Raw genomic sequence first — 26,562 nt, 5'->3', positions numbered from 1 at the left:
ACAATCAATTTGTAGCGCTTGCCGTCCCCTTTGACACGTAGTTGGAGGCCGCTAAATCCTGCGAGATTAAGCGGAGGATCGAAGTTGCGGGTACGCACCGAAGCAAAGCCGCCCGAGTTGGCAGTAGAAACATTGCCTGTGAAGATAGCTGTATTGTCTGTAAGTACGATCGAACTTTCGCTGGTGCCGCCCATCACGATATCGTCTAGCGCACCCCAAGTTTCTTTTAAATCTTGGCTGGGTTTTGTGAAGTCAAAAATTATTTTTTCGCCTGCTTTAATTAGCTGGCGACGAACAGCTTGCACTAAATTATTGAGGCCTTTGTATTCGACTATTTCGGGAACATCCACAACTTCCGGCATATAAAATTTGATGCCTTGATAATATTTTTCCCGCGTTGGGGTGTCTCCTTCTACCGGTTGAACTTTGGTGCCAGTACAGCAGATAACTGCTTCTATGCCCTCGGTTACTAGCGGTGTTAGGGTTTCTGGGAGAGTGATATCTCCTTCGACTAATTCGACATTTTTGCCGAGAATTTCTGTTGCTCTTTTAGCATCTCTGACGAGGGCTCGCACTCTATATCCCCGCTGTTGCAGCCGCTTGACAACTCGCTTCCCGACGCCGCCGGTAGCACCGGCTACCAGTATCAGTTTGGGTTGGTCTTTTTTAGTTTTGCTGCTGCTTCCAAAGAGTTGTTGCAGCCAGCTAATGCTGCCAATGAAGGGAATGACGCCGAAATAAGCCAAGGTTTTGAGAAACCGGCCGGCATCCCATTGGGCGGTTTTTTTTTCAGTCATACTAGCTTCCTCTGAATTGGCTCAAATCTACTTAGCTGCTTTTGTATTTTAATCTAATTTTCGATTTTTGAATTGGGGCGATTTCCTAGCCTTGGGGATAGCTTCGCTAGCGCGGGCTTTTTTTCACTTGGCAATGGGTGTGGGATGAGTTTGGCTCAAGGGAATCTCAATAATCAACTCGGTTCCCTCTCCGGGGACTGAAATGCAAGTCAATTTGCCACCGTGTTGTTCTACCACAATTTCGTGGCTAATCGCCAAACCTATCCCCGCACCTTTGCCCACCTGTTTTGTGGTAAAAAACGGCTCAAAAATTTTCTGGCGCACTGTTTGGGTCATGCCCCAACCGTTGTCCTTGATCCGAACTGCTACGGCTTTTTCTCCGGGACAAATTTCAGTCACAATCCGAATTTGTCCGTACTTAACTGGCTCTTCTTTGTCGCCGTGAGACGATAAATTATTGTTGACAAAGGCATCTTCGAGAGCATCAATTGCATTTGTCAGTACATTCATAAATACTTGGTTGATTTGAACTGGGTAACACTCAACAAAAGGCAGAGAACCATATTCTTTGATGAGATGAATTGCGGGGCGATCGGGCTTCGGTTTGAGTCTATTGCTCAAAATCAACAAAGCGCTGTCCAATCCGTCGTGAATGTCAACGGGTTTAATCTCTGCTTCGTCAATTCTAGAGAAGTTTCGCAGCGACTGAACTATCTCGCGGATGCGGTTAGCTCCTACTTTCATTGAACCCAGCAATTTCGGTAAGTCTTCAACTATGAACTCTAATTCTACTGCTTCTATTTGTGCTTCAATTTCTGGCGAAGGCGACGGATAGTGCTGGTTGTAAAGCTGCAATAAATTGATCATTTTTTGACTGTATTCATTAGCATAGCTAAGATTGCCGTAGATGAAGTTAATCGGGTTAGTGACTTCATAAGCTACTGCCGCCACCAACTGTCCCAAGCTTGACATTCTTTCGCTTTGCACCAATTGAGTCTGCGCCCGCTTCAGCTCGGACATCGCTGTTTTTAAATGAGCAGTTTTTTCCCGTTCTCTGGCGACTGATGCTTCTAGTGCTGTATTTAATTTTTCGAGTTTATCGACTTGACACAGCACTATATTAATCATTGCTTTTTTCAGTTCCAATGCAGCTTCTATTTCGCATTGTTTCCAAGGCAACGATTTGTACCTCACATTTTCTTTCCACAGCTCGAAGGATTTCCGAGGAGACAGTCGAGGGTTGCCATCTTCATCGGTTTCCACTGGTTTGTTGGGGTTGCCCGCCCAATTTACGGTCTTAATTACTTCCGGGCGAAACCACAAAACGTATATTTTCTGAGTCGGAGATATTGCTATGGCCAAACACCCGCTGGCTGTGTCTTTAAATTCCTCAGCTTCTGGATAGCATTTGGTGAGCGAGTCCGTATAAAAAATTTCTTTATTTAAATGCTCTTGCACCCACTGAGTTAAGTATTTGAGCGCTTCTCCTTGAGGTGTTTGCCCTACTTGATAGCACTTGTCTCCAAATATTATGGCGGCTCCCTGGGCGTTGACTGCTTCTAGCAAATTCTGCTGACATTTAACTAACACTTCTGACAAGTTGTCGGACGTGGATATGTCTTCAAAAATCTTGGTTTGAATGGATTTTAAGTGTAGTTTGTAGTCGTAGTCTTCGTTTCCTTCTTTTGATTGCAGTTCTAAGGACATTACTTGCCCGATAAATTCGCAGGCGGCGCGCAATTCATAGTTGAGGTATTTTGGTGTATAGTTGTGGCAAGCAATCAATCCCCACAGTTTTTTGTCTTTGATTAACGAGATTGACATCGAAGCTGCAACGCCCATATTTTGCAGGTATTCTATGTGAATGGGAGAAACGCTTCTCAATACGCTGAAACTCAGGTCTCGCGGCTGGGTCGTGAGAGCATTATTTCCTGAAACAAGGGGGACTGGTTGATAATTAATATCTGGGATTAACCTCAGCCAATTTAACGCATACAGTTGTCGGGCTTGTTTGGGAATATCTGAACTTGGGTAGTTTAATCCTAAGAAAGGACTCAGCATTTCTGCTTTGTCTTCAGCGATTACAGCGCCGTTGCCTTCGTGGTCAAATTGATAGACCATAACTCTATCAAAACCCGATATTTTTCTGACTTCTTCTACAGTTATTTGAGATAATTCTTTGAGATTTTTGGCGCTTTGAATTTTGCTGATAGTAGATCTCACTGAATGATAAAAACTAAAAACTGAAAGATTTTCTGGGCTGGTGGCCAATTCCAACTCGACCATCAATACTTCTTCTACTCGGTGGAGGATGCAGTCAAATTCTAAATATTTACCTTTGTTTATGACAGAGAGTTTAATGGGATTAACGGTTTTTAAGTTTTCATTACACAAACAAAGCTTGAGTTTTTTGAGTTGAACTCTATTGAAGAATAAGCTCAAATTTCGACCGATCGCACTTTCGGGCTCTACTCCTAACAAATCTTGCGTATTTTCACTGACTTGCAGTATTTCTAGTTCAGGTTCTCGTACAACAAGTAGCACCCCGTGTGGCTGAATCAGCCCCGATATGTGAATCTGTTCTCTGTCGCAGTTTGTCAAGTCAACTTCTTCGAGTGCGGGAATTGTGATTTGTAGATCCATTTTCTTTGTCTTCCGCTGTAAAATGTCGAGAGGGTTCTAATGATTTGAGATTTGAGAGCCAAGTGGCTTTTCTATGATAATCTCATATTGTTCGATCGCATAACTGATCGATCCCTGGACGGACACTGAGAATCAATCAAGAATCAATCATCCGATCATCAGCGAATCAAAAAAGATTTAGTCGAAAATCAGCCGGCAGTATTTGTTGCTGTGAGACCAGCCTCAGCTTTCTATAAATTTTACCGACTTGGCTCCTATATACTATCGCTTCCCGATGTTAATTATCATAGCAATTGTTGCGATTCTTCAAGTATGTTTAATAATTTTCCAAAACTTTAATATTTGTGGTAAAATTTTCCCTGCAAGAAAAGGGGGAGAGAAATGCGTCTCCAGAGCGGCCTACTTACTGAAATATTAAGTTAAGGTAAGGGTGACAAGATATGAAAGTCAAGTCACGCTAAGCTCTTTAAGTATACCCAACAGGCCCGACATTTAGACTGATGCTCGACTTCAATACAGTTACTGAATTTTCTCATACCTACTGCATAGCTATCTGTGCCTTTTTAGTTCCGGCAAACTTGCTGACTACTTTGCAGACAGCGATTTTGACAGGACTAAACCGACCTCGAATGCAAATTTGGGCGTCTGTGGTTGTCGCCAGCCTTTGGGCTACAGCAATGATATTTCACGTTTTTACCTGGTTCGCGATCGGGGTAGTAATGCCTCCGACATACATCTTGCTAGTTATGGCAATCACTTGTCTGACAATCAATGTCTGGGCGATCGCTCATCCTGCAAGCATGATGCAATTAATTCGAGTTGCGGTATCAGTTGTTAGGGGATATTTCCGAAGGAAGAAGGATGTAGTTGTCTAAAAACTTAAAAAAAATGGCAGGGGGTAATGTGAAAAAAATCAGGGAAAATATGGGTTTCCGAAGATTTTTTCGAGAGGCAAATCGTGCTTCCGAGGGCTGAGTTTTCAGCCGTTATTCCGGTTCGCGATCGCGACAATCTTCTGTTTCCGGGCCGCGGGGATGGATCGTGCAGTTGAGCAGGTAGCCGCCGTCGCTTCTGCCGTAATAGTAGCGGCATCCGATGCAAATTGCGGGAGGTTCGATCGCACTTTGGTAAAGCGGATAATCTCCAGTCGCCAGCAGCGAAAAGTCGCGCTGCGTCTGAACATTCCCGATAATAGCGCCGGAGAGTTCGACAGCTTGGCGGATGTTTTCGATCCTGGTGTAAGGCGGCAGGTAAATGTCAATACAAAGGCGTATCCCCTGGCTATCCTGATCGTGGCGGGTAATAGTGCCTCCGAGCAAACCGACGCGCGAAGCAATAGCCGAGGAAAATTCGCTCAGGGAGGTGCAGTAACCGGAGAAAACGTGAATATGTTCGTCCGTAGTAGCTCTCACCGTCAGGCGAGTGGGAATTCGCAATCTCAGGTAAGCGTCGAGTTCGTCAAAAACTGGTTCGGCGATGGATAGCATTTGGTTTGCGTCTTCGTGCTTGAGCCCAAAACCCTTAGAAACCTTGGACACGAGGGCGGCTAAAATATCAAAAACTTCGGTTAAGAGCGATTGTAGCCTGCTATCAATGGCGATCGGACATTCTCTCAGCAGCTTTAAATAATCCTCCAACCGATGAGCCATGCGCTGAATGCTGCTAAATCCGAGCATAGCTGCTCCCCCTTTTATCGAGTGCGAGGCTCGGATGAGCTGGTGTATTCTTTGGGGATCTGCCAGGGTGTTTTGGATATCTTGCAAGCCTGGTTCGATAATTTGGATCTGTTCTGTGGCTTCTTCGATAAAGTAGCCGATGATCCGCTGTAGTTGTTCTGGCAGCATAATTTTATTCTCCTAAAGGCAACCGAGTATTATTAGTCATTAGTCAGACCTTTGATAGTTTGGAACTGATATTTAACTGACGAGTTATTTTTGTTTTTAAGCCCTGATTTGTTTTATTCTGACTCACGGCAACTGTAGTGGCAATGTCGAAAACTGTTAACTCTTAAGTGTTGAGTGTTATTTTTTTTGCTCCGACGGTAGCGATTGCTACACCCAACAACAGCACCGCAGCACCTGCGAGTACCGCCGGCGCCGGCATTTCCCCAAACAGCAAATAACCCAACCAACTCGCCGCCACCGGTTCAAACAAGATGGCAAGAGTTACCAGAGTTGGGGAAATCTGCATTACAGCCCAGTTCAAAATGGTGTGGCCGACTAACTGAGGCAAAGCGGCTGTTAACAAAATATAAAAATATACAATGTCGGGGTAATTAGTATAAGTAGTACCGAAGGCGAAGGGGAGAGGCAGCAGGACGATCGCAGCAATAGTATAGGCGATCGCGATATAGCCACCAATTCCCAGTCCCCGCCGCTGAGCTTCCCGGCCCAGCAGCAAATACAAGCTGACAGCCCAGGAACCAGCCAGAGCCAGGAAATCGCCAAGCAGTTGGCTGCTGCCAGCATCGGCTGCGCCCGCACTTCCCAGAGCGATCGCCATTCCCCCAGTCAGGGCTATAGTAATGCCAGCGATCGACATTTTGCTGAGTTTTTCGCCGAACCAGAAGCGGGACAAAAGCGCTACCCAGACAGGATTAGTGGTGACGAGAGCAGTCGAGGCGGCGATCGAAGTATAAGAAAGTGAGGTAATCCAGAGAGCAAAATGCAGGGCGAGACACAAACCCGCAGTAGCAGCATAGCGCCGAGCTCCCGGTTGCAGGGTGTTCCACTGAATTTTTCGCCAAGCCGGAAGCAGAATTAAAGCAGATAAAGTCAGACGAGAGGCCGCGAGCACCAGACTGAAACCCAAACCGCCCGCCCCTGCTGAAAAGTTAGCCAGCCGAATTAAGATTGATGAAGTTGAGACGGCTAAAACGCCGATAATTAACACTAGGGCGATCGACCAATTAGGCGTTTGTTTCGGAAGATTCATTTTTTAGGCATTGGGCATTGGGCATTGGGCATTGGGCATTGGGCATTAGGAAAATTTACAAAGCAATTTTCGCACAAATTATGAATAATTTCTCTTCTCTTCTTCTCATCTCCTCTTCTCTCTTCCTTCCCTTCCTAGCGCTTACGCGCGGCTTCGCCTAACGCGCCTTCGCGGTTCGTTAAAACTGAGATGTTGCACCATTCTCAATAAGGCTTTTATGAACAGGCAAGATGCCTGTTCCACAAGAAAATTTATCTTTGGTGGAACGGGCATCTTGCCCGTTCTTGAGAATGGTGCAAGATGTGAGTTTAAAAAAAGCCTCATCGCAAATCACAGAAAATTGCTATACTCAAGAAATATTAATGTAGAGCGTGCCTAAAATTAGATTACCTCTGTTATAGTTTCAATACCGCCGGAAACGATTTCTCCACTTACAATTTATAACTATCTATGGCTCCTACAGTTTTGATTACAGGCGCTTCTCAAGGAAGCGGCAAAGCAACAGCAATTTTATTTGCAAGTAAAGGTTACGATGTAGTTATGGTAGCTCGCCAGCCAGAGAGATTGGCAGCAGCAGCGGCTCAAGTGCAGCGAGAAGGCACTTCCGCTGTAGCTATTCCGGGGGATGTTGGCGACATTCACCAAGTGCGGGCGATCGTCCAAAAAGCCCTAGATACCTGCGGCAACATCGATGTTTTAGTTAACAATGCTGGCATTTGTCTCACGGGGGCGATCGAGCACACTACCTCCGAAGACTGGCAGCAATTAATGAATACCAATTTTTGGGGATGCGTTAACACAATTCAAGAAATGTTGCCACATTTTTTGGAACGAAAAACCGGGACAATCGTCAATGTTGGTTCAATTGGTGGCAAAATGCCTTTGCCTCAAATGACTGCTTATTGTGCCAGCAAATATGCAGTAACAGGTTTAACAGAAACTTTGCGATTGGAATTAGTGCCTCAAGGTATTCACGTTTGCGCCGTGCATCCGGGCTTGATTAACAGCGATTTTTTAGAAAGAGCTCAATTTCGCGATCGAGACGAACCCGCAGTCGAATCGCGCCGCCAGCAAATGAGCAAAATGCTGAAATCTGAGTGGGCAACTCAGCCAGAAGATATTGCTAAAGCTATCTGGGATGCTGTGAAAAATCAGCGTGCAGAAGTTACCGTCGGCCCTGCTTTTTTGGCATCGGAAGCTTATCGGTTATTTCCCGGTTTGATGCAGTGGGCAATGGGAAATGGCAAGTTGTGAGACTAATTGGTAATTGCTATAGCAATCCTAAATGATTTGTGTAATTCTTGTAGGGGCAACCCCCCCGTGGTTGCCCCGATGCAGGCTGGGGTAGGCACTATTAGCACTACGCCTAAATATTTTTACAACTGATGCGAGGATTGCTATAATTGGTAATTGCTAATTGGTAAGGTGCGCCACAAGCACCAGACAAATTATTAGTAACGCGCATCATTCCTAGGGGTATGTTCACCTGAATATATACAACTAAAGAAAGAGACTGTGAAAGTCGATCGAGCACTATAATGGCAAACAAACCAGGAAATACACCATGCAAATCAAAGCACTTGCAGTTACAAAAACAGGCGGATTGCTTGAAGAATACAAATTCGATGTCGAACCTCCAAAAGTACATGAATGTATTATCAAAGTTTTAGCCTGCGGCATTTGTCACTCTGACTTGCACATGATTGACAATGACTGGGGTCAATCAAAATATCCCCTCGTTCCCGGCCACGAAGTTATCGGAGAAGTGGCAGAAATAGGGCCGCAAGTGACTCATTTAAAAGTGGGCGATCGCGTTGGTGTCGGCTGGCAAAGGTCGTCTTGTTTGCAGTGCCACGACTGCTTGCGCGGTAACGAAAATCTCTGCGATGAAAACCAGGGATTAATTGTTACAGGGCCGGGCGGTTTTGCCGATTATTTGATGGTAGATTCCCGCTTTGCTTTTCCTATTCCCAAAGGCATCGATTCCAACGTAGCGGGGCCGCTGTTGTGCGGCGGAATTACGGTTTACGCCGGTTTGCGAAATGCGGGGATGAGTTCTGGGCAAGAAATTGGCATTCTTGGCATCGGCGGTTTGGGACACATGGCGGTGCAATTTGCCAAAAAATTAGGCAACCGAGTTACAGTTTTTACTACTTCCCAAGATAAGGCAGAATTTGCACATAAAATGGGGGCGGACGAAGCTATTGTAGTAGGAAAAGGCGAAGTTCCTCAAGCCCCCAGCAGCAAATTAGATATTTTGTTGAGCACTGTTCCTGCTTCTTTAGATTGGGTTCCGTACATTGATTTTCTCGATTCTAACGGTGCGCTTGCTTTTGTGGGAGTTCCCGACGAACCTTTGAGCATTCCGTTATTTTCGCTGCTGGTAAAGCAACGCCGAATTGTGAGTTCTCTCATCGGCGGTCGCGCTATGATTAATGAAATGCTGGCAATTGCAGAGAAGTTTGAGATTGAGCCAATTGTCGAAGTTTTTGCGATCGCACAAGCGAATGAAGCAATGCAGAAAGTCCGGGACAATCAAGTGCGCTATCGCGCAGTTTTGACGATGAGTTAGATAATGGGTAATGGGTAAGGTGCGCCCGGTCGCACCCTACTAGAGATATATAAGCAACGAATTAAAGCAAAGAATTAGCATTAATAAAACGATCGTTTAAATCGGCTGGGGTCACATTCAACACAGTACCCAACAAAGCATTAGTAACACCGAATCTAATATTAGTAGCTTCCACACGGCCGTTGCCATCGGGATCTAGACTTCGCTGGGAGATGCCACCCTTGGCTAACAAACTCGTTCCCCCCGCGATAGTTGCAGGATTGATCAGCAGCAGTCTCGGATCGTTTAAGCTATAACTTACCTGTTCCAAAGAGATATTGCTGCTGGTAAATTCCACACTAATTCCAATCGAATCGTTAGACTTATCAAAATCCACAATTACCGCGTCTGGAACTTCAATTCCAAATACTCGGATTCCCGCTTGATCGACTCGAAAAACAAATACATCATTCCCTGCACCACCTTGGTAAATATCCACATCTCTGTCGCCAATTAAAGTATCATTACCGTCTCCGCCCACTAACAAATCAACACCTTGTCCACCGCGCAGCAAATCATTTCCCGCACCCCCATCAAGGAAATCGCTATTTCTATCTCCTGTCAAGAAATCGTCGCCAGTTTCTCCCAAAACATCGTCATCATCTTTGCCGGCGTAAATAGAATCATTGCCGACACCGCCTAACAGACTGTCTTTACCATCGTTGCCGAAAATCCGTTCTGCATCTGACGATCCCCTGACAGTATCATTGCCGCCCACCATCCAAAGTCCCCCAGGAAAACTAGCAAGTTGTCCTGGTGCAAGTGTAATATTTTCAGGAGAATTGTCTCCTACCAAACGAGAGATGCCTGAATTATCTGGGGTGAGTACCATAGTTGTAAACTTTGTGCGATGTGATTATGGATATTTTGCAATATTCTACAGTTTATTAGGGTGCGCCAGAACACAGTTACTTCCTGACTCGCGATCGAGCAATGGCTGGCGCACCCTACTAGATAGCTCGATCGCTCCATCTTGGCACAAGCCTGATGGAAATACCCTAGATTAAAATAAAAGTTAAAATTTGAGCCGATGCCAATTATCTTAGTTGAAGACTTGAGCAAAGTTTATCCAGTAGCGATTAAAGAACCGGGACTTAAAGGAACAGTGCGACACTTTTTTAGTCGCACTTACCGCAATATCAAAGCAGTTGAGGGCGTTTCTTTCAGTATTGAACCGGGGGAAGTCGTGGGGTTTCTAGGTGCTAACGGTGCGGGCAAAACTACTACGCTGAAAATGCTGACGGGTTTGATTTATCCGTCTGCGGGTACGGTGAGTGTGTGCGATCGTACTCCTTTCCGTCGGGAAGCAGATTTTCTGCAAAAAATCACCTTAGTGATGGGGCAGAAACAGCAGTTAATTTGGGATTTACCTGTGCTTGACTCTCTGCGAATTAATGCCGCTGTCTACGGCATTCCCGATGCAGATTATCGACGGCGAGTCGGAGAATTGACAGAGATGCTGTCACTAGAAGGCAAATTAAATCAGCCGGTACGAAAGCTTTCTTTAGGCGAACGCATGAAAGCTGAATTGATGGCGGCGCTGCTGCACCAGCCGGAGGTATTATTTTTGGATGAACCGACTTTAGGTTTGGATATAAACGCACAGTTTAGCGTCCGGCAATTTCTGCGAGAATATAACGAGCGCTATCAAGCAACGGTGCTGTTGACGAGCCATTACATGGCTGACATTACTGCTTTGTGCAAGCGCGTTTTGTTAATCCATGAAGGGCAATTAGTTTATGATGGCAGTTTAGACGGATTGCTCGACAGGTTTGCACCTTATCGGGAAGTTCAGGTAAAATTAGCTAAGCCCCTGGCAAAAGATAGTGCTTTTGCTTACGGGGAGGTAGAATCTATTGAGGGACAATCGGTGCGGTTTTTGGTGAAAAGGGAAGAGCTGACGGTGAGCGTGGCGAAGATTTTGGCGGAGTTAGAAGTGATAGATTTGACTGTCACAGATCCGCCAATTGAAGAGGTAATTGGTAGAGTTTTTCGCACGGGAAAAGTCTAATGTTTTTGGCTGGGTTCATTCTCTATAACAGGCAAGATGCCTGTTCCACTAGAATTATAAAGTAGAACAGGCAAGATGCCTGTTCCACTAAAGATTTAATGTTTTTGTGGAACGGGCTTCTAGCCCGTTGCTAACCCCAAAAAATTGAACAGGCAAGATGCCTGTTCCACGAGAGTTTCCATGTTTTGTGGAACGGGCTTCTAGCCCGTTGCTAACCCCAAAAAACAGGCAAGATGCCTGTTTCACTAGAGATTCAATGTTTTGTGGAACTGGCTTCGAGCCCGTTGCTAACACCTAAAAATTAACTCTAAAATTGATATGAACAGAATAGTGAGAATTACTAAAACTTTGTTAGTTACCTACTATGCTTATATGCTCGAATACCGGGCGGAATTGTTTTTGTGGGCGCTGTCGGGAGCTTTGCCGTTTATATTGATGGGCGTCTGGATGCAGGCGGCAGAAACTGGTCAATTTGGGCTGAATTCGATCGACTTTGCTCGTTATTTTCTAGCGGCTTTCATTGTCAGGCAAACAAATGTAGTTTGGGTGATTTGGGAGTTTGAAAAGGAAGTAGTGCAAGGCAGGCTATCTAATAAATTGTTGCAGCCTCTCGATCCCGTATGGCATCACTTCGTATCTCACATTTCCGAAAGGTTTGCGAGGCTGCCGTTTGTATTGGGATTAGTGCTGCTGTTTTTTGCACTTTACCCGCAGGCTTTTTGGCTGCCAAGTTTGGGCAGGTTTTTGCTGTTTTTGCTGGTTATCGTCTTGGCTTTTTGCTTGCGGTTTATTATACAGTATACCTTTGCGCTGTTTGCTTTTTGGCTGGAGAGGGCAAGTGCGATCGAGCAATTCTGGTTTCTAATTTACCTGTTTTTATCGGGACTTATCGCGCCACTAGAAGTGTTTCCCGCACCCGTGCGCGAAGTAGTTTTGTGGACGCCGTTTCCTTATTTGATTCATTTTCCCGCTTCTATCTTGATAGGATTACCCGTAGATTTAGGCCGCGGTTTGTTGGTAATGTTGGGTTGGAGTGCGGTGTTTTTTGTGTGGAATCGCTGGCTTTGGCGGCAGGGTTTGAAGCAGTATTCGGGCATGGGCGCTTAAATAATTAAGAATTAGAAAACTGTAAAGTGCGTCACAGTAAAAATATTAATCGTTTTGTCAAAAAGACTTACTTGACGCACCCTACTTAACTGTGGAGTAAATCTAAAATCTAAAATCTAAAATCGACTAACGCACCCCACTTAACTGTGGAGTAAATCTAAAATCTAAAATCTAAAATCTAAAATCGGTCGATCGCACATATCATGCAAAAATGCAATCGGGAGTATTCGACAATTGCATAAATCTCCATTTTTTGTATCTATAAGTACAAAACTTTATAATAAAGTCTTATATTAATTAACCCAACGACTGATAAACGGGATAAAATAGATTCTCATGACAGCCAAAAAAAACCTCATTGTAATCGGCAATGGCATGGTAGGTCACAAGTTCCTGGAGTTAATGGTGAGCTCGGATGCTGCCAAACACTGGAATTTAATTACTTTTTGTGAAGAACCGCGCGTTGCTTACGATCGCGTAAACCTCAGCGGATTTTTCTCTGGCAAAACAGCGGGAGATTTATCTTTAGTTGCACCGGGATTTTATCAACAAAACGGCATCCAGATTCACATTGGCGACAAAGCAGTCGCCATTAATCGGGAACAAAAAACAGTCTCTTCAGCCAACGGTTTAGAAGTTCCCTACGACAAAATTGTTCTCGCGACCGGTTCCTATCCATTTGTGCCATCAATTCAAGGCAAAGACGCTACAGGAACTTTTGTTTACCGGACAATTGACGACCTGGAAGCGATGTCCGATTACGCTAAAAATTGCAAAACAGGTGTAGTAATTGGCGGCGGTTTGTTAGGTCTAGAATGTGCTAATGCTCTGCAAAATATGGGCTTGAAAACTCACGTTGTTGAGTTTGCGCCGCGGCTGATGCCCGTGCAAGTTGACGAGATGGGCGGGGCAATTCTCCGCAGCAAAATAGAAGATTTGGGGGTTTCGGTTCATACCAGCAAATCTACAACAGAAATTGTTAGCGAAGATGGCAAAGTTACTAAAATGCTGTTTGCTGACGGTTCGGAATTAGCAACAGATATGATTGTGTTTTCTGCTGGCATTCGCCCCCGCGACGAAATTGCCAGAAGTTGCGGTATAGAAGTAGGTGAACGCGGTGGCATTTTGATTAATGATAGCTGCCAAACCTCCGATCCTGATATTTATGCGATCGGAGAATGCGCCCTGTATCAAAATCGCATCTACGGCTTAGTTGCGCCTGGGTATACAATGGCAAGCGTAGCAGCAGATATTTTGAGCCGTGTAGCGGATGACGGGCAAGATGCCCGTCCCACAAGCACTTTTACAGGTGCGGATATGTCCACTAAACTCAAATTATTGGGAGTGGATGTCGCTAGTTTTGGAGAGCCTTTTCCCAAGTCGGGCGATGCTAAAGAAATTGTTGTCACTGACACATTCCAAGGCATTTACAAAAAATTAGTTTTAAATCAAGACGGCAGCAGAATTTTAGGCGGAATTCTCGTGGGAGATGCTTCGGCTTACGGCACTTTGCTGCAATTTATGCAAAATGAAATTGCTCTGCCGCCGCATCCCGAAGATTTGTTAATGCCACCGCGAGAAGGGGGAGTAGCAGTAGGTTTTGGAGTAGACAGTTTGCCGGATTCGGCTCAAATTTGTTCTTGCAATAATGTTACCAAAGGGCAGATTTGTGCAGCGATTCGCGACCATAATTTAACCGATGTTGCCAGCGTCAAAAAATGCACTCAAGCTGGGACGGGCTGCGGCGGGTGCGTGCCTTTGGTGACGGATATCTTCAAGTCGGAGATGAAGAAAGCTGGGTTCGCAGTCAAAAATAATCTCTGCGAACATTTTGAATATTCTCGTCAAGAATTGTACCATTTAGTGCGTTCTCAAGAGATTAAAACCTTTGAGGAGTTGATTGCAAGACACGGCAAAGGTAAGGGTTGCGAAATTTGCAAGCCTGCAGTTGGTTCGATGCTGGCTTCTACTTGGAATGACCATATTTTAGAGAAGTCTCACGTCGGTTTACAAGATACGAACGATTACTTTTTGGCCAATATTCAGCGCGACGGTACTTATTCGGTGGTGCCGCGAATACCGGGGGGAGAAATCACTCCCGATAAGTTGATTGTTTTGGGTGAAGTTGCCAGGGATTTTGGGCTTTATACTAAGATTACTGGCGGGCAACGGATTGATTTGTTTGGGGCTCGCGTGGATCAATTGCCGCATATTTGGCGGCGGTTGATTGATGCGGGATTTGAGTCGGGACACGCTTACGGTAAGGCTCTGCGTACTGTAAAATCTTGTGTTGGTAGCACTTGGTGCCGCTTTGGGGTGCAGGATTCAACGAGTTTGGCGATCGAGGTTGAATTGCGGTATCGTGGTTTGCGATCGCCCCACAAGCTCAAATCTGCTGTCTCTGGTTGCACTCGCGAATGCGCGGAAGCTCAAAGCAAGGACTTTGGGATAATTGCGACAGAGAATGGTTGGAATTTGTATGTGTGTGGCAACGGCGGTATTAAGCCACAGCACGCGGTTTTGCTGGCTACGGATATCGATAAGGAAACTTTGATTAAGTATATCGATCGATTCTTGGTTTTCTACATCCGCACCGCCGACAGATTGGAACGCACTGCTACTTGGTTGAACAAACTTGAGGGCGGAATTGAATATTTGAAACAGGTAATAATTGAGGATTCTCTGGGCATTTGTGCTGAATTAGAAGCGCAGATGGAACATTTAGTGAATACTTATCAATGTGAGTGGAAAACGACGATTGAAGACCCACAAAAGGTGCAGCGATTCCAGCATTTTGTGAATTCCGATTTGCCAGATCCGAGTATTGTTCGTGTTGCGGAACGGGGACAAACGCGGCCGGCTAACGAACATGAAAAGGCTCTGGCTGGAGTTTCGGAATAACCCCTCCCCAGCCCTCCCCTTGAATCAGGGGAGGGAGCAAGATAACCCCTCCCCAGCCCTCCCCTTGAATCAGGGGAGGGAGCAAGAATCTCGTTCCCAGGCTCTGCCTGGGAATGAATTCCGGGAGGCTCTGCCTCCTTCCGCGAGGCTAGGCAGAGCCTCGAAACGCGAGGCAGAGCCTCGAAACCTACGTTCCCAGCCGGAGACTGGGAACGAGATTGAAGTAAATTAACAGGAAAAGAAAATGGTTCAATCATTACAAGTTTCCGATACAGTAACAACTTGGGTAGATGTGTGTTCTCTGGATGCGATCGCCCCTTATACTGGAGTTTGCGCTTTAGTTAAAGGCGAACAAGTGGCGATTTTCCGAGTGGGAAACGGGGATGAAGTTTATGCGCTTAGCAATTACGACCCGTTTAGTAAAGCTTTTGTTTTGTCGCGGGGAATTGTGGGCGATCGCAACGGCACTCTCAAAGTTGCTTCTCCCATTTACAAACAAAACTTTAGTCTGACTACCGGGCAATGTCTGGATGATGAAACGGTAAAGATTCCTACTTTTGCGGTTCGCGTTGTAGCCGATCGCGTCCAAGTAGCTGTTAGTTAGATTCAGCGGCTTAATTGTTCGATCGCCATCCGCCACCACCTAACATTTCTGTGGGTGCTGGCGGATTTTGCATTAGGGCCCTCCCGACTCAGTATTTTTCGTATAAAATAGAGTCGATTGGCTCCATACTCCACGCTCGCTCAAAAAAATCTCAATTAATATCCGAGCTGATGCGAGGATGGTCAATGCAAACAAACTTAAGGGGCAGGGTATCGGTATGTTGTTAAAAAAACTTGTTTCCGAAAATAATCCCCAGACTGTAGCAGAGTTAATCCATGCCCAACTCAAAATCGGTCAACTGACTTGGGGCGAACTCAACATACAAGTTTTCGGCCAGCACTGGCGTGACGAATCTTTGCACGAAGTCCTCAGAGAAATTGCAGCTAAGCTCGACAAAGAAACAGCGAGCCAAATTATAGAATATCTCACAGATCAGAACGGTCAACAAGAAAAATTTATTAATTTGTTTTTAGCAGCGCAATGCCTGTTAAAAGTGAAAAATGATGTTAATAAAAAAACCGAAAAAAAACTGTTAAACGCTTTAAAAAAGTTATCGCAATACGGTACGGGTTTCCTGATTCTTTATCAAAGCGCTCAAGAATTGCAGGAAACTTATCAAATTCGCAATCGCTCGATCGTGGCGATCGCCCAAACTTGGAAAAACGACCCGCAAACCCTGCCCTGGCTGAAAATACTCGCTCACTCCACCGACTGTGGCGAAGTCCGATCCACAGCAGTCGAAGCAATAGCCCGTGGTTGGCCAGATCAGCCAGAAATTTACCTGATGCTCAAAAACCTCGCCAAATCAGATCCAAGCTGGGCAGTGCGATCGACCTGTGCGCGAGAAATGGCTTGTGGTTGGCCCGACACGAGCGATACCTTGCCGCTGCTGAGTGCCCTGGCTATGTCAGATCAAAGTCCCGCAGTCCGCACCGCAGCACTCGAACAGTTGGCCTCTAATTGGCCCGATCGCACAGATACCTTGCTGCTGCTGAGAACCGCCGCCGAATCCGACGAAAATTTGGGAGTGCGAGTCTGTGCGTGGCAAGAAATAGCCAGAGGTTGGCACAGCCTTTTAGGCACCGCCTCCCTGCTCAAAAACCTTGCTCAGACAGGAAGTTCTATCCTGCGAACCGTAGCGGTGCGGGAGTTGGCAGCAGGCTGGCCCGCCGCAGCCGACGTTTACCTGCTGCTGAAAACCCTAGCCGAATCGGACAGCAGCAGAGAAGTGCGGACAGCAGCCTTAGAAGAATTGGCCTCGCACTGGCCCGATGAACCAGACATTTACCCACTGCTGAAGAATAAAGCCGAGTCCGACGCGAGTTCGAGCGTCCGGCGCTCAGCAGTGCAAGCAATTGCCTCTGGCTGGCCCGGGAACCCCGAAACTCTGACTTTTTTGAAAAATATAGCATTGGGCGATCGCGACGCCGACCTGCGAGAAATAGCCCTACAACAGATAGCAGCAGGTTGGCCCGACCACCCAGAAACCCTGCCCCTGCTGCAAAAAATAGCTGATTCCGAGGATTACTGGACTGTGCGGCAAGTAGTAGTGGAGGCTGTCGCCGCAGTGGCATCAGGAAGTCTCGAAGTCTTTGGCTGGTTGCAAAATCTCGCCGCGTCAGACAGACACCTGAACGTCCGAGAAACTGCGGTGGAAGAAATCGCAAAACGCTGGTCTCACCGGGGCGAGACGCTGCCTTTCCTCAAAAGCCGGGTCGAGTTGGAGCATGATTCTCACCTGCTGAGCGTGCTGGTGCGATCGATCGTGCGGGGGTGGCCCGACGCCCCGGAAACCTTGTCTTGGCTGAAAATTCAGCTCGATTCTGGGGAAGCGCTAGTGCGGGAAGCGGCGGTGCTTGAACTCGCTTACAACTGGCCAGACAATTCTGAAACTTGGATGCTGCTGGAGGCTAAAGCAGAGGGCGATGAGAGTCCCGCTGTCAGGCAAATCGCTTTGCAACAGTTAGCGCGCGGGTGGACAAATCAGTCTCAAACTTTCGAGTGGCTCAAAAGTAGAGCTCAAAAAGATGAAGATTCGCAGGTGCGGGCGATCGCCGTGGTAGAGTTAATGCGGGGATGGAAAGACGAGCCGGGAATGTTTGAGTTTTTGCGCGATCGAACTTTGAGCGATCCTGAAAATCAAAACGGTTCTTTTCCTTACAATCCCAGATTTACAGCACTCGAAGCTATTATCGAACATTATCCCGAAAATCCGGGAGTTGTGCCCTTGTTGCGATCGCTTGCAGTTTCCGACGCAGAAGAGCAAGTGCGGGCCTTAGCGAGTCGCCGGCTACGCAGCCAAGATTGGTAAGTAGAAACAATCCTTTAGACACCTTGGAAAATTCATCATGCCTGCTCTTCTTTCTGGAGTTTGAGGAGGCTCCAACTTTAGGCGTTTAGTGCATAACTTGTCTTCGTTGCACTCTTAACATTGTTTCAGTATATCATTCCGCCGCAGCCGGAAGAGGTATTAACAGTTAACACTGGGACTAACTCAAACGAGTGACACTCAAATGAGTGACACTCGAAAAAGTGACTGTGCATTAACAAATCCCACCAGTTATACCTGAAATATCAAACACCAAAACTTAACTGTTGAGAGGAAGCACATTATGTACACCGAAGAAAGAAGCTTGAACAATGAAACTATGGCTCTCGTCGCCGATAATACTGCTCAATCAACTCTGGCATTTGCTGAAACCACGGGAGTAAACAAACCCACTTTACAAATGGGTTCAACAGGTCAAGCTGTCAAGGAACTACAACAGCTTCTATATCATTGGGGTTATTATTTTGGCCCGATTGACGGTATTTTCGGCGTCCAAGTTCAAAACGCCGTCAAAGGCTATCAACACCGCGTCTTTTTAAAAGAAGATGGGATTGTCGGCCCTATCACTTGGGAAGCACTATACTCTGGTGCACCTGTGAATATGCCGGTCGTCATGAAAGGCAGTTCTGGTAATGCTGTTAAAATTGTTCAGAATGTCTTGAAAATCAATGGATACTATTTCGGCTTCATTGACGGATTCTTCGGGCCGATGACCGATGTAGCCGTGCGACAATTGCAACTCAGTAAGGCTTTACGGCAAGATGGAATTGTCGGCTACACAACTTGGCACGCCCTCAGCAAGTTACGCCACTAATGACGGGTGGAATTCATATAAATTCCGGTTGCACGAGCGAAATAATTGTTGACTGTTGACTGTTTAGTCTGGAGCCAAAAACTGAATGGTTGACTGTTAACTGTTGACTCGATTTGATTATGCCGATGCAACCGGAAACCATATGATGACGTTGGGTGTTGGTATTTTGATGCTGTATGAGTTTATTTCATTTCAGTTAACAATTTAAACAATATCTAAAGGAGTAAATGTGATGGGGACTAAATTCAAGAGAAGAATTCTCTCAATTGATGGTGGTGGTATTCGGGGTATCATTCCTGCGATCGTTCTCAACTACATTGAAGAGCGCACAGGAAAACGCATAGCAACAATGTTTGATTTTATTGCAGGCACTTCAACCGGAGGAATTTTAGCACTGGGTTTAACTAGAAAGAACTCAGATTCTAGCATCAATAGTGAGCCAGAGTATACCGCTGCCGAACTTGTAAATTTCTATCGCAAATATGGACAAAAGATTTTTAATGAGTATATTATAGGGGATATTGATGATTTGTTACAACCCAAGCACAACCCAAAAGGTAGGCAACAAGTTTTAAAGGATCTTTTAGGTGAAGCTAAGGTTGAAGAGGCATTACGAGAAATTTTCATCCCCAGCTATGATATCGAACTCAGAGCACCAATTTTTTTTACAAGCAATCGGGACGCAGAGGAAATCAAGAGTTTTGATAGCCGGAAAGTATGTACGGGATTCAAAATGTGGGAAGCAGCAATGGCAACTTCTGCTGCACCGACATTCTTTCCACCCTACCAACTCGAAACGGGACATCATACCGATGAAGGATATTACGCTTTGGTAGACGGCGGAATTTTTGCAAATAATCCTTCCTCACTTGCAATGATGGAGGCGATGATTTCTTACAAGAAAAAGACGGGTGAAGAACTACAACGTACTGAGACCCTTGTTGTTTCTTTGGGTACGGGTTCACTAACTAAGAAATATAAGTATAAAGAAGCCAAAAATTGGGGTCAAATAAAATGGGCTATTCCCTTACTTAACGTTGTTCTAGATGGTCAAAGTGAATCGGTTGCCTATGAACTTGCTCAGCTAATGGTGACTAAAAGAGATCAAGAAAATAACCGAAACTACTATCGTTTTCAACTTCAATTGAGTAGCGATAATGGTCACGATCAAATCGACAACGCAAGTCCCACTAATATTGAGTACCTAGAGAGCCGAGGTGAAAAACTGATTGAACACAGTAAGAAAGATTTGGATGAGTTGTGTAAGCTTTTGAAGGAGGAAACTGAACTATATCCTAATTAACCGCACCGTTAAATCGAGATCCGGTTGGAGGATTTTTAATGGGGGTAAGATTTTGTGTGTATTCATTCCCACAACAGGGCATCCCAAACCGCACCGCTTCCCCCATTACCGAACACCGATCGCAATCCGAAGCTGTTTTCTCCCACGTGAGCAACTGTTCCCGAAAATTCGGGAGTTGTGCCAATGTTGCGATCGCTCGCAGTTTCCGACGCCGACGAGCAAGTGCGGGCCTTAGCGGGTCGCCGGCTCAGGAGCCAAAATTGGTAAACAAAACTAATTTATTAGACATAGAAGTTAAAATTAATTGCAATGAGAATAAAGGATGATATAGTCAGTCATTTGAACCCAACAGCTAATAGTGGTCAAATAACTCAATGCTATGTCTGATAACCATCTGCACAAGAACCATCCAGTTGTTCAAGAATACTCGCGTTTAGCTTCTGATTATGATGTCAAATGGTCGTTCTACATTCAAGCGACGACCCAAGAAACACTCAACCGAGTTAAACTACAACCGACAGATCGGGTGCTAGATGTCGGTTGCGGTACAGGTATACTTCTTCAGCAGCTTGCATTGACTTACCCACAATCTCGATTGTTTGGTGTCGATCCAGTGCCAGAGATGTTGCAAGTTGCTCGACAGAGACTTCCGGCAACCATTGAATTGTCTGAGGGATGGGCCCAAAAGCTCCCTTTCGAGGATGAACAGTTTGATGTCGTGATTTCATGCAATATGTTTCACTACATTCATCAGCCTATGACTGCGCTTCAAGAAATGCGCCGAGTTCTTCGTTCAGGTGGGGAGTTGGTCATTACAGATTGGTGTGACGACTATTGGACGTGCCGTATTTGCGATATATTTCTGCGTCGATTCGATCGCGCCCACTTCAAGACTTATGGCGAACAAGAGTGCAGGCAAATCCTAGAAGATGCGGGGTACAATGATGTGTATATAGATCGCTATAAAATAAATTGGTTTTGGGGATTAATGACAGCCAAAACAGTAAAGTAGGCAGCCTAACAACCATATTGCAGCGAACGGTATCGAGATATTGGTGATCATGCAAAAGCTACATTTAAGCTACGGTAAAAGATATATTTAATCTAGAGAACATCTATTTCGGAATCATAACTAATCTTCATAAACTTTTACCTCAAAAATCAAAAGTATACACTGTGATACTGGCTTTTCAATTCTATGTCAATTTATTCCCACAAAAGGGCGATCGCATACCGCACCGCTTCCTCCATTAGCGAACAGCGAACCCGCTCGGACGGCGTTTTCTCGCACGCAAGCAACTGTTCCCGAAACATCGGGTCTTGGTTGGCAATAATGCACGATCGCTTGCAGTTTCCGACGCACAAGAGCAAGTGCGGGTATTAGCCACTCTCCGGCTTCAAGTGTTCACCATTAACTGTTAATAATCGCTCAAAAGGGTGATGGCATACCGCACCGCTTCCCCCATCATCGAACCACGAACGCGATCGGACGCCGTTTTCTCCCACGCGAGCAACTGTTCGCGAAAAACTGGGTCTTGCTTGGCGCGCTGCACGATCGCCTGACTGATGACTTTCTTTTGAATCTGCTCTGTTGGGATACCTTGCTGCTTCAAATAATCCAACAGTCGCTGCACGCTTTCGGAGAATTTATCCGGCGTCTGAGACATCAAAATAAACGAAATTTGGCGCACCATTCGCTGGTAGATTTCCTGTCTTCTGAGCAAAGCCTCCTTGTGACTCGCCTCCGCATTGTTACTAGGAACAGCCAAGTCGAGCAAATTCAAAATTTCAGCGCCCTTGGCTAAAACTTTTTCCAACATATCTGGATAAAGCTCCAAAATGCGATCGCCCAAAATCTTGCCGTTCACCAAACGGTTCGCACTCAGCCGCAGTAAATTTTGTTCTCCCGCAGACTCAAAAAATTGAACGTTAAATTTGAGTTCGTGGCTTTCCAACTCCACCCGACGCAGCGTAAAAACCAAAGCCTCCCAATTAGGAGATTCATCAAAACACACCTTGACAATAGAACTGTCCTCTTGATGCTGCCGCCCCAATTCCCCCGACTCAAAATCGCGATCGACCGGAAAGCGATTGGCCGCAACTTTGGCAGTATAATCAAACTCAGTAAAAACATAGCTGCAGTCAACTCTCGACAGATCGACATCTTGAACTTGCCAATTTTGAATGCAGCAACCCGTAAGCTGCGCCCCCTCCAAATTCGTCCGAATCAAACGGCACTCAATCAAACAAGCTTCTCTTAAATCCGCCTCACTCAACATCGCATCCATCAAATAAGCGCCACTCAAATCAGCTTTCCGCAAATCAGCACTTCGCAAATTAGCTTCGCTCAAATCAGCTCGCAGTAAATACACTCCTTGCAGGTTAGCTCGCAGCAAAAGCGCCTTCTTAAAACTCGCTTTCAATAAATAAGAACCCGCCAGATTAGCTCGACTCAAATCAGCGTTATCCAGCACCGCCTCAGTCAAATCCGCCCCCGCCAGCACAGCTCGGTGCAAGTCAGCGCCCGTCAGATTTGCCGATCGCATTTGAGCGCCATTCAAGTCAGCTTCAATCAAATTTACACCGCTCAAAATTGCCGATCGCAAATTCGCTTCCACCAAATGCGCTTCCCGCAAATTAGCACCCGTTAAATTAGCACCAACAAGACTGGCGCGGTTGAGATTCGCCTCCATCAATTCCGCCTCCATCAACTTCGCGCCGTCGAGTTTAGCCCCGGCAAAATTAATTTGGTCAGATTTAACTCCTTGAAGATTAGCACCGCCCAAATCCGCTTCGGGAAACGCGGCCCAATTGAGTTCTGCTGCTTTCAAACAAGCAAGGCGCAAATCCGCTTTAGCAAAATTTGCCCCGCTCAAATTTGCCCCGCTCAGATTCGCCCCAGCCAGCCCCGCACTGCGGAGATCCGCGCGGCGCAAACAAGCCCCTATCAACTTGGCATTGCTCAAAAAAGACCAGCTCAAATTAGCACCGGTCAAGTTAGCACCAGTGAGGTCTATTTCTCGCAGGTTAACACCGCTTAAACTAGCGCCGCTAAGGTCAATGTGACCAAAGTTGCGCTCTCCCTGTTGATAGCGCTGTAAAAATTCTTGTGTTTGCATTCCGCAGATTGGGGGGCTGGCAATTTAGCTGTTTTAGGACGCGCGGGTCAATCGATTTTAGATTTTAGATTTTAGATTTTAGATTAAAGCATTGACCCCACAGATAAATACGTTCGGCAATTTTCATCGGATACAGGTTTTTTATTTCTGGACGGATGAATCACGTGGCGGGTATCCTGGATGCGAGGGGGTCAATAACTTGAACTGTAAGGTACGCACGGAACACGAGCGGGCTAAGCACGGGAACACTACTCCTACTACTTACTGTAATAACTCATGTCCTCCGGGTGTTCCGTGCGTACTTTACCCCTATAGATGGCAGTTCAAAGGATTTGGTGCGTAAGTTCTATTTCTACTACCAGTTTTACAGACTTTTGTAACTTCAAGTAGCCGAGTTCATATCTAATACGCTGGGAGCATCTTATATTTGGAAAAATACTTCTTCTGGCTCCTTCCTTCTTCCTGTTTCCTTCTGCCTCCTGCCTCCAAACTCCTGCCTCCAAACTCCAATTTTGGGCTTGGTTGCTTTCATTGAGATGCTCCCCATACACTGCCCCGCCGGAGAGTGTTTTTACCTAAAGCGCTGCAATTCTTGCTGTAAGTGTTTTCCCCATTTAGTCGCTAGAGGAATTTCTGTAAAAGGAACCTGCACCGCAGCAGCATCTTTCAACAAAAATTCGAGGGCGATTGGACTTCCCGAATTCGGCGGCGACTCTAAATCAACTGCCTGAGAGTTGACTAACAACCGCAGCGACTGCACGTCTTTTAAAGAAAAAGTTTGCAAATTTACAGGCCCGCTGCGAGTAGGTTTTCCCCAAGTTAAACAGTCTTCTTGCTGACCGAGTACAGCATAAATATCGTACTTAGCTTTAGCGAATTGTTCTGCCCAGACGCGATACGCTTCCAGCTTTTGATACTCGTTCCACCCTGCCCAAGCCAGCCCGATAAAGATTGCCAGCAGGGGCAGCCACATTAAACCTCTTTCCATGCAATACCCTTGTTGAAAATACTCGCTTGTTCTGTTTCTCATCTTCTCTAATGATACAATTAATTGAACTCCTAAAACTTGCTCTGCAATTTAAACTAGAAATTAGAGCAATTTTTGATCGAGCAACAGCCACAGCCGAAAAATACCAAACGCCCGCGTGCGAGATATCCACAAGCCACAGCAAGGAAAACTGGCGCGGGCAGTGAAAATTGGGTTATTGTGGTGAACACGCCTTCCCTAAACGGACGATCGGCAATGAAAAAGTTTTTCCTTCTGTGCTTATTTTTAATCGGGCTCGGCTGGGCGATTTCTAATTTCCCAGGACTTGCTACTCAAGGCACTTACGACTCGATTGTGCTGGATTTCCGCGAAGATTTGGGTGCTGCTGAGATTGCGAAAGAAGTAAATGCGATCGCCCAACAGTACCAAGTCGCACCGCAACTCAACAGCGAATTCTCAGCGGCCGACAATGTATATGTAGTTAAGGGCGATCGCACTTTGCTAAACGCCCTGAGAAAATCAAATTTGGCTAAAGATACCGAATACATTGAACCGAACTACGTCTACAGCGCTTTCGAGATTCCCAACGACCCCATGTATACGAAGCAGTGGAATCTCCGCAGCATCAACGTAGAATCTGCCTGGAACGAAACCAAAGGCAGCGGCACAACAGTAGCGATAATTGACACGGGTATTACTCCAGTCGCTGACTTAAAAGAAACCAAATTTGTACCGGGCTACGACTTTGTAAACGATCGCGCCGAAGCCTACGATGACAACGGCCACGGTACTCACGTCGCCGGTACTGTCGCCCAATCAACTAACAACAATTACGGCGTTGCGGGCATCGCCTACGAAGCAGCTTTAATGCCACTGAAAGTCTTAAGCGGCAGTGGCGGCGGTACGGTTTCCGACATTGCCGAAGCAATTAAATTTGCTGCTGACAACGGCGCCGATGTTATCAACATGAGTCTCGGCGGCGGCGGTGAAAGTCAGTTAATGTCCGAGGCGATCGACTACGCCCACTCTAAAGGCGTTGTCATCATCGCAGCGGCCGGCAACTCCGGCGACAGTTCCGCTTCCTATCCCGCCCGCTATCCCCACGTCATCGGCGTTTCCGCCCTCGGCCCCGACGACGAAAAAGCCTCTTACTCCAATTTCGGCGCAGGGGTTGACATTGCAGCCCCCGGCGGTTCTGAAATGGGCAAGATCCTGCAAAGTACGATCGACCCGGAAACCGGCGCCGAAGTCTTTGAAGGCTACCAAGGCACTAGCATGGCTTCTCCCCACGTTGCCGCCGTTGCAGCCCTTGTCAAGGCCTCCGGCATCACAGAACCAAACGAAATTCGCAGCGTACTCTTGCAGTCCTCGCGAAATGTCACTGAAGATCCGTTAAACCATTTTGGTTCAGGACACCTAGACGCAGCCGCAGCAGTTCAGCTAGCCCAGCGCGGACAAATCAACTTCCGCGATTTCTTCCGCTGGCTGCGCGATAACGGGTATCTCAACCCCCGCTTTTGGATTGACGGCGGTGCAGTCGCCCTGTTGCCTAAAATTGCAATGGTGCTCGGTTCTTACCTGCTGGCTTTCTTTATGCGGAATTATTTCCCCTTCGCCTGGACTTGGGGCTTTTCCGGCGGTTTGATTGCTGGCAGTTCTGGGTTCTTTGGGCTGCGAAATCTGTTTGTATTTGACTTGCCACAGTGGCCGATGCGGGTGATGGGCAGTTCTATTCCCGAACTCGGCGGTGCAATTAATGGCAGCAGTATGCTGAATCCCTTTTTTGCTAGCGTTTTGATTCCTGGGATTTTGATTGCTTTGCTGTTGGGACATCAACAGTGGAAGTGGATCGCGATCGCAATTTCGATCGGTTTTGCCAGCAGTTTAGCGGTGAATGCTTTTGTGTCTCCCGCAGTCTGGGGATTGGGCACAGGTTTGGTATCACAAACATTTTTGATTGTCAATGCTTTTCTGTGTTTCGGACTGGCGCGTTTAGCAATTAAAACAGAGGTGCGATCGGCATGAGTATTACTGTCAAAGGCAAAATTGAACGCAAAGGATTAGGCCCGGGCACTTGGGCTTTGGTTGGCGAAGATGGGGAAACTTACGAACTTAAGAATGCTCCTTCTGAGTTGAAAAAAGCTGATTTGAAAGTCAGTGTCAAAGGTGAAGTCCGCAAGGATGTGATGACTTTTGCTATGATCGGCCCGGTTCTTGAGGTGCAGTCTTTTGAGGCGATTTAGCCTAATTGGTTAATGCAGCTTTTGAGCTAAAAAAAACCCCGGCCAAAATTGGCTGGGGTTTATTAATCAGGGTGCATCTACTAATTTAATGTCCGGCCTCAAAACACCTCTTTCAGGACACTTTGGCAGAATTTGCGAACATTGGCGGCGAGGGCGTG

General features: G+C 46.2%; 24 protein-coding genes. 15 read left to right on the top strand and 9 right to left on the bottom strand.

Features of this window, described 5'->3' with window-relative positions; all coding sequences use genetic code 11:
- Both QUB26_RS18705 and QUB26_RS18700 read right to left on the bottom strand, forming a co-directional pair.
- Nucleotides 1–797, bottom strand: a 797-nt coding sequence (locus QUB26_RS18705; protein WP_333319177.1) for a CIA30 family protein, incomplete at its 3' end; no start/stop codon positions are given.
- 123 nt (nt 798–920) lie between these two features.
- Nucleotides 921–3,440, bottom strand: coding sequence for an ATP-binding protein (locus QUB26_RS18700; RefSeq protein WP_333319175.1), 2,520 nt, complete (start codon nt 3,438–3,440; stop codon nt 921–923).
- A gap of 500 nt (nt 3,441–3,940) precedes the next feature.
- Here QUB26_RS18700 and QUB26_RS18695 point away from each other — a divergent pair, with 500 nt between their 5' ends.
- Nucleotides 3,941–4,315 (top strand): hypothetical protein, encoded by a 375-nt coding sequence (locus QUB26_RS18695; protein ID WP_333057411.1) that lies wholly within the window; start codon nt 3,941–3,943, stop codon nt 4,313–4,315.
- Between the two features lie 111 nt (nt 4,316–4,426).
- On the opposite strand, the gene QUB26_RS18690 is transcribed toward QUB26_RS18695, so the two are convergent.
- Both QUB26_RS18690 and QUB26_RS18685 read right to left on the bottom strand, forming a co-directional pair.
- Complete coding sequence (locus tag QUB26_RS18690; RefSeq protein ID WP_333246210.1) at nt 4,427–5,284, bottom strand: Hpt domain-containing protein; 858 nt, start codon at nt 5,282–5,284, stop codon at nt 4,427–4,429.
- Between the two features lie 163 nt (nt 5,285–5,447).
- Nucleotides 5,448–6,374 (bottom strand): DMT family transporter, encoded by a 927-nt coding sequence (locus QUB26_RS18685; RefSeq protein ID WP_333246208.1) that lies wholly within the window; start codon nt 6,372–6,374, stop codon nt 5,448–5,450.
- Between the two features lie 230 nt (nt 6,375–6,604).
- Here QUB26_RS18685 and QUB26_RS18680 point away from each other — a divergent pair, with 230 nt between their 5' ends.
- Both QUB26_RS18680 and QUB26_RS18675 read left to right on the top strand, forming a co-directional pair.
- Nucleotides 6,605–6,742 (top strand): hypothetical protein, encoded by a 138-nt coding sequence (locus tag QUB26_RS18680; RefSeq protein ID WP_333245553.1) that lies wholly within the window; start codon nt 6,605–6,607, stop codon nt 6,740–6,742.
- Between the two features lie 82 nt (nt 6,743–6,824).
- On the top strand, nt 6,825–7,628 hold the full coding sequence (locus QUB26_RS18675; protein WP_333246206.1) for an SDR family oxidoreductase: 804 nt from the start codon (nt 6,825–6,827) through the stop codon (nt 7,626–7,628).
- 112 nt (nt 7,629–7,740) lie between these two features.
- Here the strand turns inward: QUB26_RS18675 and QUB26_RS18670 are convergent, their stop codons facing one another.
- A complete protein-coding gene (locus tag QUB26_RS18670) occupies nt 7,741–7,923 on the bottom strand; it encodes a hypothetical protein (protein WP_333246204.1) in 183 nt (60 codons plus the stop codon).
- 15 nt (nt 7,924–7,938) lie between these two features.
- Here QUB26_RS18670 and QUB26_RS18665 point away from each other — a divergent pair, with 15 nt between their 5' ends.
- A complete protein-coding gene (locus tag QUB26_RS18665) occupies nt 7,939–8,946 on the top strand; it encodes an NAD(P)-dependent alcohol dehydrogenase (RefSeq protein ID WP_333057417.1) in 1,008 nt (335 codons plus the stop codon).
- Nucleotides 8,947–9,007: 61 nt separating this feature from the next.
- On the opposite strand, the gene QUB26_RS18660 is transcribed toward QUB26_RS18665, so the two are convergent.
- Nucleotides 9,008–9,817, bottom strand: a complete 810-nt coding sequence (locus QUB26_RS18660; protein ID WP_333245556.1) for a calcium-binding protein — start codon at nt 9,815–9,817, stop codon at nt 9,008–9,010.
- 198 nt (nt 9,818–10,015) lie between these two features.
- On the opposite strand from QUB26_RS18660, the gene QUB26_RS18655 reads away from it, so the two are divergent.
- From QUB26_RS18655 to QUB26_RS18615, 9 genes are all read left to right on the top strand, one after another.
- Complete coding sequence (locus QUB26_RS18655; RefSeq protein ID WP_333246202.1) at nt 10,016–10,996, top strand: ATP-binding cassette domain-containing protein; 981 nt, start codon at nt 10,016–10,018, stop codon at nt 10,994–10,996.
- Between the two features lie 157 nt (nt 10,997–11,153).
- Nucleotides 11,154–11,294 (top strand): hypothetical protein, encoded by a 141-nt coding sequence (locus QUB26_RS18650; RefSeq protein WP_333302933.1) that lies wholly within the window; start codon nt 11,154–11,156, stop codon nt 11,292–11,294.
- A 20-nt stretch (nt 11,295–11,314) separates the two neighbouring features.
- Nucleotides 11,315–12,103: an ABC-2 family transporter protein gene (locus QUB26_RS18645; protein WP_333246200.1), complete on the top strand. Its 789-nt coding sequence runs from the start codon at nt 11,315–11,317 to the stop codon at nt 12,101–12,103.
- A gap of 336 nt (nt 12,104–12,439) precedes the next feature.
- Nucleotides 12,440–15,004 carry a nitrite reductase large subunit NirB gene (gene nirB, locus QUB26_RS18640; RefSeq protein WP_333246198.1) on the top strand — a complete coding sequence of 855 codons (2,565 nt, stop codon included), beginning with the start codon at nt 12,440–12,442 and terminating at the stop codon, nt 15,002–15,004.
- A gap of 244 nt (nt 15,005–15,248) precedes the next feature.
- On the top strand, nt 15,249–15,608 hold the full coding sequence (gene nirD, locus QUB26_RS18635; RefSeq protein ID WP_333057424.1) for a nitrite reductase small subunit NirD: 360 nt from the start codon (nt 15,249–15,251) through the stop codon (nt 15,606–15,608).
- 217 nt (nt 15,609–15,825) lie between these two features.
- A complete protein-coding gene (locus QUB26_RS18630; protein WP_333319172.1) occupies nt 15,826–17,919 on the top strand; it encodes a HEAT repeat domain-containing protein in 2,094 nt (697 codons plus the stop codon).
- 301 nt (nt 17,920–18,220) lie between these two features.
- The gene (locus tag QUB26_RS18625; protein WP_333319170.1) at nt 18,221–18,751 is read left to right on the top strand and encodes a peptidoglycan-binding protein; all 531 of its coding nucleotides are present in this window, start codon (nt 18,221–18,223) and stop codon (nt 18,749–18,751) included.
- Nucleotides 18,752–18,983: 232 nt separating this feature from the next.
- Nucleotides 18,984–20,054 (top strand): patatin-like phospholipase family protein, encoded by a 1,071-nt coding sequence (locus QUB26_RS18620; RefSeq protein ID WP_333319168.1) that lies wholly within the window; start codon nt 18,984–18,986, stop codon nt 20,052–20,054.
- Nucleotides 20,055–20,433: 379 nt separating this feature from the next.
- Nucleotides 20,434–21,066: a methyltransferase domain-containing protein gene (locus QUB26_RS18615; protein WP_333246050.1), complete on the top strand. Its 633-nt coding sequence runs from the start codon at nt 20,434–20,436 to the stop codon at nt 21,064–21,066.
- 189 nt (nt 21,067–21,255) lie between these two features.
- Here the strand turns inward: QUB26_RS18615 and QUB26_RS18610 are convergent, their stop codons facing one another.
- The 3 genes from QUB26_RS18610 to QUB26_RS18600 form a co-directional block, all read right to left on the bottom strand.
- Complete coding sequence (locus tag QUB26_RS18610; RefSeq protein ID WP_333319166.1) at nt 21,256–21,417, bottom strand: hypothetical protein; 162 nt, start codon at nt 21,415–21,417, stop codon at nt 21,256–21,258.
- Nucleotides 21,418–21,472: 55 nt separating this feature from the next.
- On the bottom strand, nt 21,473–23,173 hold the full coding sequence (locus QUB26_RS18605; protein ID WP_333319164.1) for a pentapeptide repeat-containing protein: 1,701 nt from the start codon (nt 23,171–23,173) through the stop codon (nt 21,473–21,475).
- Nucleotides 23,174–23,744: 571 nt separating this feature from the next.
- On the bottom strand, nt 23,745–24,161 hold the full coding sequence (locus tag QUB26_RS18600; RefSeq protein WP_333057452.1) for a hypothetical protein: 417 nt from the start codon (nt 24,159–24,161) through the stop codon (nt 23,745–23,747).
- A 255-nt stretch (nt 24,162–24,416) separates the two neighbouring features.
- Here QUB26_RS18600 and QUB26_RS18595 point away from each other — a divergent pair, with 255 nt between their 5' ends.
- Both QUB26_RS18595 and QUB26_RS18590 read left to right on the top strand, forming a co-directional pair.
- Complete coding sequence (locus QUB26_RS18595) at nt 24,417–26,186, top strand: S8 family peptidase (RefSeq protein ID WP_333246077.1); 1,770 nt, start codon at nt 24,417–24,419, stop codon at nt 26,184–26,186.
- Nucleotides 26,183–26,404 (top strand): hypothetical protein, encoded by a 222-nt coding sequence (locus QUB26_RS18590; protein WP_333206690.1) that lies wholly within the window; start codon nt 26,183–26,185, stop codon nt 26,402–26,404. The genes QUB26_RS18595 and QUB26_RS18590 overlap by 4 nt, the downstream gene beginning before the upstream one ends.
- Nucleotides 26,405–26,562 lie beyond the last annotated feature (158 nt).

Source organism: Microcoleus sp. B4-C1, from assembly GCF_036705285.1.
In the GTDB taxonomy this organism is placed as follows: domain Bacteria; phylum Cyanobacteriota; class Cyanobacteriia; order Cyanobacteriales; family Microcoleaceae; genus Microcoleus.
Note: the sequence above shows the minus strand (reverse complement) of the source record. Positions and strands in the feature narration are given on the sequence as shown.

Excerpts from the sequence above, each read along its gene's own strand:
- QUB26_RS18700 (WP_333319175.1), bottom strand. The coding sequence starts at position 3,440 with ATGGATCTACAAATCACAATTCCCGCACTCGAAGAAGTTGACTTGACA.
- QUB26_RS18695 (WP_333057411.1), top strand. The coding sequence starts at position 3,941 with ATGCTCGACTTCAATACAGTTACTGAATTTTCTCATACCTACTGCATA.
- QUB26_RS18690 (WP_333246210.1), bottom strand. The coding sequence starts at position 5,284 with ATGCTGCCAGAACAACTACAGCGGATCATCGGCTACTTTATCGAAGAA.
- QUB26_RS18685 (WP_333246208.1), bottom strand. The coding sequence starts at position 6,374 with ATGAATCTTCCGAAACAAACGCCTAATTGGTCGATCGCCCTAGTGTTA.
- QUB26_RS18680 (WP_333245553.1), top strand. The coding sequence starts at position 6,605 with ATGCCTGTTCCACAAGAAAATTTATCTTTGGTGGAACGGGCATCTTGC.
- QUB26_RS18675 (WP_333246206.1), top strand. The coding sequence starts at position 6,825 with ATGGCTCCTACAGTTTTGATTACAGGCGCTTCTCAAGGAAGCGGCAAA.
- QUB26_RS18665 (WP_333057417.1), top strand. The coding sequence starts at position 7,939 with ATGCAAATCAAAGCACTTGCAGTTACAAAAACAGGCGGATTGCTTGAA.
- QUB26_RS18660 (WP_333245556.1), bottom strand. The coding sequence starts at position 9,817 with ATGGTACTCACCCCAGATAATTCAGGCATCTCTCGTTTGGTAGGAGAC.
- QUB26_RS18655 (WP_333246202.1), top strand. The coding sequence starts at position 10,016 with ATGCCAATTATCTTAGTTGAAGACTTGAGCAAAGTTTATCCAGTAGCG.
- QUB26_RS18650 (WP_333302933.1), top strand. The coding sequence starts at position 11,154 with ATGCCTGTTCCACGAGAGTTTCCATGTTTTGTGGAACGGGCTTCTAGC.
- QUB26_RS18645 (WP_333246200.1), top strand. The coding sequence starts at position 11,315 with ATGAACAGAATAGTGAGAATTACTAAAACTTTGTTAGTTACCTACTAT.
- nirB (WP_333246198.1), top strand. The coding sequence starts at position 12,440 with ATGACAGCCAAAAAAAACCTCATTGTAATCGGCAATGGCATGGTAGGT.
- nirD (WP_333057424.1), top strand. The coding sequence starts at position 15,249 with ATGGTTCAATCATTACAAGTTTCCGATACAGTAACAACTTGGGTAGAT.
- QUB26_RS18630 (WP_333319172.1), top strand. The coding sequence starts at position 15,826 with ATGTTGTTAAAAAAACTTGTTTCCGAAAATAATCCCCAGACTGTAGCA.
- QUB26_RS18625 (WP_333319170.1), top strand. The coding sequence starts at position 18,221 with ATGTACACCGAAGAAAGAAGCTTGAACAATGAAACTATGGCTCTCGTC.
- QUB26_RS18620 (WP_333319168.1), top strand. The coding sequence starts at position 18,984 with ATGGGGACTAAATTCAAGAGAAGAATTCTCTCAATTGATGGTGGTGGT.
- QUB26_RS18615 (WP_333246050.1), top strand. The coding sequence starts at position 20,434 with ATGTCTGATAACCATCTGCACAAGAACCATCCAGTTGTTCAAGAATAC.
- QUB26_RS18605 (WP_333319164.1), bottom strand. The coding sequence starts at position 23,173 with ATGCAAACACAAGAATTTTTACAGCGCTATCAACAGGGAGAGCGCAAC.
- QUB26_RS18600 (WP_333057452.1), bottom strand. The coding sequence starts at position 24,161 with ATGGAAAGAGGTTTAATGTGGCTGCCCCTGCTGGCAATCTTTATCGGG.
- QUB26_RS18595 (WP_333246077.1), top strand. The coding sequence starts at position 24,417 with ATGAAAAAGTTTTTCCTTCTGTGCTTATTTTTAATCGGGCTCGGCTGG.
- QUB26_RS18590 (WP_333206690.1), top strand. The coding sequence starts at position 26,183 with ATGAGTATTACTGTCAAAGGCAAAATTGAACGCAAAGGATTAGGCCCG.